The organism is Mesorhizobium sp. M7A.F.Ca.US.002.01.1.1, assembly GCF_004022955.1.
GTDB lineage: Bacteria > Pseudomonadota > Alphaproteobacteria > Rhizobiales > Rhizobiaceae > Mesorhizobium > Mesorhizobium ciceri.
Map to the genome: position 1 here is coordinate 1 of NZ_RZQE01000417.1, position 5,296 is coordinate 5,296.

Genomic DNA, 5,296 nt, shown 5'->3' on the forward strand with positions numbered 1-5,296 from the left:
CTCTTAGAGCCGCCAGACCGTATGACTCATCCGCCAACGGCTTTCCACAAATCCAGCTGCGGCTTCAAGAGATCAGGTCCGACAGTCGCGCCGCCATATACTCTCGTCACGCGCTAGTTGCCGTCATTGAACGGGTAAAAGTGGACTACCTTGAGTGTGACCGGGATATCGTGGCCCTCGATCAGAACCGTGGCCCACTGGTCCCCCAGATCGTCTTGCCAAGTTTCGGTAACGCGGCACCTTGCGGCCAGATCCATGCCAACCTCGACCTTGTCCGTTCTCTTTGCCATTCTGGACTCCCGTTCGCTTTCGCCTCGATTCTGCGTATCGCTTCCTGCTCCCGTTGGGTCAGTTCGAGAGCAGCCGGTTAATTGCCCCTTGCTTCAGCAAGGAGCGGGTCATGCCGCCTAACGCCCATTCGCGGATACGGCTGTGGCCGTAGCCGCCCGCGATCACAAGGTCGGCACCCATCGCCTGGGCGACTTCGGATACGGTTTCGCAAGCGTCCGCTTGGCCGACGTTCAGAACCTCCGATCTTGCCTTGACGCCATGTCTCATCAGGAAGCGGAGCACGTCCCCGACACTTTCGCGTGCGCTCGTCATGTTCTGTTCCTCGATCGTCGCCACAAGGACATGTTGTGCACCGGTCAAAAAGGGCATTGCATCGGTGACCGCGCGCCTCGCCTCGCGGGTATCCTTCCAAGCCACCAGAACATTTTCGGACTTAAGCGGTGCAACCTTGTCAGCCGCAAGCAACACGGGCCGTCCGGCCGACAGCACCAACGTTCCGAGATCGACCATCCGGTGGCGGTCGCTGGGAACGCCCCGTGCGGGAGCCCCGGTCACGATGAGGTCGGCGGCGCGTGCATGCATCGCCAGCAGACGTGTTGGATCGCCGATCTCCTCGCGCCAGGAGGCATCTTGTCCACCGACGACACTGAGGAATTCTTCCTTCAGAGTCTTCAGGCGATCCTCGATATCCGTGCGGCGTTGCCGCATGATTTCGGCTGCCGCCACGCCGCCATCGTCGCCTGGAACAAACACATATGAATCGGCCGCCGCAAAACCGATCAGGGTAGCTTCGAAGCGTCGCGCCAACTCCAGCGCATAGGTCGTTCGCGGCGCTGCCGGGGAATCGACGTCGAGTTGAACCATGATGGTGTTAAAGGTCATTGCCGTGCCTCCGATGATATCTATCGCCGGATTGCGCCTTGATACGCATCAAAGCCTGCATATCTTGCCAATCCATCAGGCCCACATCGTCATGGACCGCCGCAACGCCGGGATGGTCCGAAGCGAAGCCTGATACTGACACCACCCATGGCACTACGCGGCCACACGGCTTTGAAACGCATCAATCCACGCTCCAGCTGGCTTCGAACCAGGTGCCGCGCTCGCCCGTCACAATTTCGACGGCGTCGTCGAGCTTGCCGATTGCAGCGGGCTGGCCTGTCGCTTCAATGAATTCGATTGCAGCGCTGACCTTCGGTCCCATGGAGCCGGCCGGAAAATTCTTCCCGGATAGCTCCTTGGGGGTCACGCGCCGAAGCGCCCGAGCGGCTGCCGTTCCGTAGTCGACATAAACGGCGTCGACATCGGTCAACAGGAGCAGCATGTCAGCTTTCAACTGGCGGGCAAGCAGCGAGCTTGCCAGGTCCTTGTCGATGACTGCTTCGACGCCGCAAAGCGTGCCGTCGTCCCGGGCAATCACCGGAACACCGCCGCCGCCGGTGCAGATGACGATCACGCCGCGCTCGACCAAGAACGAGATTACAGACGCTTCCAGGATTTCCAGCGGCCTGGGTGAGGGCACGACACGGCGCCATTTGTCGCCATCGGGCGCTATCTGCCAACCGCGCTCGCTGGCAAGCCTATGTGCGGTTGCCTCGTCGTAGACCGGGCCGATAGGCTTCGTCGGGTGAGCGAAAGCCGGATCGTGCGGGTCGACCTTCACCTGTGTCAGCAGGGTAGCAAAAAGCTTCTTTTTGAGGAGGTTGCCGAGTTCCTGTTCAATGACGTAGCCGATCATCCCTGCGCTTTCGGCGCCAAGCACGTCGAGTGGAAATGTGCGGCCATCCGAAGTCGCCGCTGCCTGCAGGGCCAGAAGTCCTACCTGCGGACCGTTGCCGTGAGTGACTACAATCGAGTGCCCTGCGTCGACCAGATTCGCCAATACAGCCGCGGCGCGCACGATGTTGGCGCGCTGGTTACCGGCTGTCATCGGTTCTCCACGGCGCAGCAATGCGTTTCCGCCGAGTGCAACAACGATGAGCATCTCAGTTGCCGATTGTTGCCACAAGCAGGGCCTTGATCGTGTGCATCCGATTTTCGGCCTGGTCGAAGACGATGGACGCAGCCGACTCGAAAACCTCGTCAGTGACCTCCATGCAGTCGATACCGTATTCCTTCGCAACGAAGGCGCCGATCTCGGTCTCTGTGTCGTGGAACGCCGGCAGGCAATGCATGAATTTGACGTGAGGGTTGCCGGCGGCAGCCATCACTTCGCTGGTCACGCGGTAGCGCGTCAAAAGACGAATACGCTCGGCCCAGCCCGATTTGTCTTCGCCCATCGACATCCACACGTCGGTGTAGACAAAGTCGGCGTCCTGGACGCAGCTCGTGACGTCCTCGTCGAGCCGGAAGCGGCCGCCGCTGCGTTCCGCCAGGTCCCTGACATGAGCGCAGAACTCCTCGTCCGGCCAGAGTTCCTTTGGCGAGGCGATGCGCATGTCGATGCCGACCTTGGCTGCTCCCAGGGCGAGGGACAGCGCGACATTGTCCCGGCCCTCACCGACGAAGGTGACGGTCATGTCCGAAAGATGCTTGTGGGTGAATTCCCGCATGGTCATGAAATCGGCGAGGATCTGCGTCGGATGCGCCTCGTCGGTAAGCCCGTTGTAGACCGGCACGCCGGCATATGTGGCCAGCAATTCAGCCTGGTGCTGGCCAAAGCCGCGATACTCGATCGCGTCATACATGCGGCCGAGCACGCGAGCGGTGTCCTTCATGGATTCCTTGTGGCCGATATGGCTGCCGGTAGGGCCGAAATAAGTGACGTGCGCACCCTGGTCATAGGCCGCAACTTCGAATCCCGTGCGAGTGCGCGTCGAATCCTTTTCGAAGATCAGAGCGATGTTCTTTCTGACAAGACGCGGGATCTCGTGACCGGCGAGCTTGGCCGCCTTGAGGTCGGCGGCCAGCTTCAGAAGAAAGCGGATCTCGTCGGCGGTGAGGTCGTCCAGGGTCAGGACGGAGCGGCCATGAAGGTTGATCGACATCGGGATTCCTTTCGGGTCAAATCGGGTCGCGGACGATCGGGCAGGTCATGCAGTGCCCGCCGCCGCGGCCGCGGCTGAGTTCGGCGCCTTCGACCGTGATCACTTCAATCCCGGAGCGGCGCAGCAGCGTGTTGGTGTAGACGTTACGGTCGTAGCCGATGACCACGCCGGGCTCGACCGCAACGACATTGTTGCCGTCATCCCATTGCTCGCGCTCAGCCTCGTAGCGGTCGCCGCCGGTGGCGATGATCCGCAGTGATTTCAGTCCAAGGGCTTCAGCAACTACGGCCGTGAACGGCTTTGTCTCATCGGTGACCTCGACCGCCGCCTCGCCATCGCCCGGCCGCAGCGAGAAGGTGCGCAGCCGGTCGACAACCGGCGGATACAAGGTGACAAGGTCGCGATCGCAGAAGGTGAAGACGGTGTCGAGATGCATGAAGCTGCGGTCGCGGGGCATCAAGGCGGCAATCACGCGCGTGGCCTCACCAGCCGCGAAGAGGTTACGGGCGAGGTCGCCCACGGCCTGCGGCGTGGTGCGCTCTCCCATGCCGACGAGAACTGTTCCGCCACCGACCGGCATCACATCACCGCCTTCCAGGCTCGTGCCTGTTCCCAGATCCGGCGAAACAAAGGGAATGCCGCTGTCGCGAAAGTGGGGATGGAAACGGTAGACGGCTTCGACATTGGCCGCTTCCGGGCGTCTGGCAGGCCAGTACATCGAATTGACAGAAACCGAACCGTAGATCCAGCACGAGCTGTCACGGGTGAAAAGCTGGTTCGGCAGCGGCGGCAGCACGAAATCCTGGGGCGCGAGCGTCCTTCCGGTCAGGCCTTTCGGCTCGAAAGGAAGCTCCGCCCGCGCAATGCCCCCGACAAGGTAAGACGAAAGCAGCTGTGACGGCATTTCGTTGAGCCATCCGCGCAGCTCGTCGACCATGTCGAGCCCGATGACGCCGGGATGAACCCGGCGGTCGAGAAGCCAGTCGCGTGCCTTGGTCAGGCTCATTGTCTCAGCCAGGAGCTCCCCGAAGGAATGCACCAGCACGCCGCGTTCGCGCAGCGCATCGACGAAGACATCGTGTTCCTGGCGAGCCCGCTTGACCCACAGCACGTCGTCGAAGAGCAGCGCCTTGCAGTTTTCCGGTGTCAGCCTGCGCAGGCTGAGGTCGGGACGGTGGACCATCACCTCGCGCAGACGGCCGACTTCGGAATGAACACCCAGCTTCGTCATCGAACCAATCCATTCAAAGCGGGCTGACGGCACCGGTCCACATCTCGTAAACGGCGAGGATGGCGACGGCGACAAGGGCTGCGGCTAGTGCTGCTTCGACAGGATGGAACACGCGCTGACTGGTTTCGCGCCGGGCCCAGATGTAGAAGATGATGCCGGGCGCATAGAGGATCGCGCACATGAACAGGTATGCCGGCCCCGCTGCATAGACGAGCCACAGCCCGTAGACCGTTGCCAGCAAGCCCGCAAAAAGCGGACCGGCGCGCTGCTCGCCGCTCTCGTAGCTCTCGCCCGTCAGCGCGAGCTTGGCCGCGTAAGCTCCAGAAAAGATGTAAGGAACCAGGATTGCGGCCGACGCGATGTAAAACAGCGCCTGATAGGTGCTTTGCGCGAAGAGCGTGATCACCAGGAAGGCCTGGACGAGCAGGTTGGTGATCAGGAGCGAGATCGAGGGTACGCCTCGGTCGCTTTCGCCGCCGAAGAATTTCGGCATCGTCCCGTCCTTGGCGGCGACGTGCGGAATTTCGGCCGCAAGCAGTGTCCAGCTCAGGAAGGCGCCGATCACGGACACGACAAGCGCAATGTTGATCAGGATGGCGCCCCAAGGGCCGACAATCGCCTCCAGCACACCGGCCATCGATGGATTCTTCAGTGCGGCGAGTTCGGGCTGGTTGAGGATGCCGAGCGACAGCAGCGACACCAGGGCGTAGAGCGCGAGGCAGGTGAAGAAGCCGAGAACTGTCGCTGTGGCGATGTCCTTGCGGCGCTCTGCACGACCGGAAAAGAC

Annotated in this window: 6 protein-coding genes; all 6 read right to left on the reverse strand. The window is 61.8% G+C overall.

The features are described from left to right. Nucleotides 1-113 precede the first annotated feature (113 nt). Nucleotides 114-290 carry a hypothetical protein gene (locus tag EN932_RS38125; protein WP_164755451.1) on the reverse strand — a complete coding sequence of 59 codons (177 nt, stop codon included), beginning with the start codon at nt 288-290 and terminating at the stop codon, nt 114-116. Between the two features lie 58 nt (nt 291-348). Next, nucleotides 349-1,173: a universal stress protein gene (locus tag EN932_RS28295; protein ID WP_128369235.1), complete on the reverse strand. Its 825-nt coding sequence runs from the start codon at nt 1,171-1,173 to the stop codon at nt 349-351. 181 nt (nt 1,174-1,354) lie between these two features. Further along, complete coding sequence (gene arcC, locus EN932_RS28300; protein WP_127367113.1) at nt 1,355-2,275, reverse strand: carbamate kinase; 921 nt, start codon at nt 2,273-2,275, stop codon at nt 1,355-1,357. Nucleotide 2,276: 1 nt separating this feature from the next. Further along, nucleotides 2,277-3,278, reverse strand: a complete 1,002-nt coding sequence (gene argF / locus EN932_RS28305) for an ornithine carbamoyltransferase (protein ID WP_128369236.1) — start codon at nt 3,276-3,278, stop codon at nt 2,277-2,279. Nucleotides 3,279-3,294: 16 nt separating this feature from the next. After that, on the reverse strand, nt 3,295-4,509 hold the full coding sequence (locus EN932_RS28310) for an arginine deiminase (RefSeq protein ID WP_128369237.1): 1,215 nt from the start codon (nt 4,507-4,509) through the stop codon (nt 3,295-3,297). A gap of 13 nt (nt 4,510-4,522) precedes the next feature. Continuing rightward, nucleotides 4,523-5,296 (reverse strand): amino acid permease (locus EN932_RS28315; protein WP_128369238.1); only part of this gene is annotated, 774 nt, incomplete at its 5' end.

Bases quoted from the DNA above. Each gene is read 5' to 3' on its own strand.
- EN932_RS38125 (WP_164755451.1), bottom strand. From the start codon at position 290: ATGGCAAAGAGAACGGACAAGGTCGAGGTTGGCATGGATCTGGCCGCA.
- EN932_RS28295 (WP_128369235.1), bottom strand. From the start codon at position 1,173: ATGACCTTTAACACCATCATGGTTCAACTCGACGTCGATTCCCCGGCA.
- arcC (WP_127367113.1), bottom strand. From the start codon at position 2,275: ATGCTCATCGTTGTTGCACTCGGCGGAAACGCATTGCTGCGCCGTGGA.
- argF (WP_128369236.1), bottom strand. From the start codon at position 3,278: ATGTCGATCAACCTTCATGGCCGCTCCGTCCTGACCCTGGACGACCTC.
- EN932_RS28310 (WP_128369237.1), bottom strand. From the start codon at position 4,509: ATGACGAAGCTGGGTGTTCATTCCGAAGTCGGCCGTCTGCGCGAGGTG.